The 765-nt window shown below is 36.1% G+C and carries 1 protein-coding gene; it reads right to left on the bottom strand.

Annotated features, from left to right (window positions below):
- Window positions 1-569: 569 nt before the first annotated feature.
- Window positions 570-765: hypothetical protein (locus ADA42_RS18665; protein WP_048763461.1), on the bottom strand; the 196-nt coding region annotated here is incomplete at its 5' end.

Here is a 765-nt window from a genome sequence, read left to right as displayed (position 1 = left end):
AACCCCTTAAACCTATCTTTATAACCCCTTAAACCTATCTTTATCATCCTTAAAAGTATTGAAAACAAAGGGTTTCATCATGTCTAAAAGCATTTAAAAACTTAAAAATAATTAAAAACATGGTCTGGGCAAAATTGCCCTTAGTTTTCGCTATGCTCAAACTCTATTGAATCTCGCTTTCGCTCAATTCTTGGGGCAATTTTTTGGTTCTTTTCGTTATGAATTTTAGAAAGAGCAAAAGCAACTCGGCATTCGCTTCGCTCATCAAGCTTTATGCTCGCTGCGCTCGATCTAGTAGACTCAAATTTTTTCATCTAAATTGCACTTTTTTAGGTTTATTCATTTGAAAAAGCTGTTTTTCAGAGGGGCGAGGCGCGAATTTTGAGTATGCCTCTCGTAGACACTCGCTCTATTCATCCCGATTAAAATAAAAATAGCCTCTATTTGACGTTCATTTGCGTTTTTTGACCTGATTACTCATTTCAATAGTCATTTATGTCTTAATTGAAAACGTGGCTGAAATCGTATCTGAGAGCATTTTAACTTGTGTTTTATTTTTGATCTGTAGGCTAAAGTTCCCGCCTTATAGATTTTTCCCTTAGAAACACAATAGCCAGAATCTCTTTTGGCCAAGCACTATCTTTACTGTCAGTTAAGTCAATTAAATGGATTGGAAGCCGGTACATACCGGCAATTTTTGGTTCACACACCACGCATCTAAAGATGACAACCTTCAAACCTTTGCCAGATATGGTTTTTATAGGT

Source organism: Acinetobacter sp. 243_ASPC (genome assembly GCF_001054715.1).
Classification (GTDB): domain Bacteria; phylum Pseudomonadota; class Gammaproteobacteria; order Pseudomonadales; family Moraxellaceae; genus Acinetobacter; species Acinetobacter soli.
This window is presented reverse-complemented; position numbering and strand designations above follow the sequence as displayed.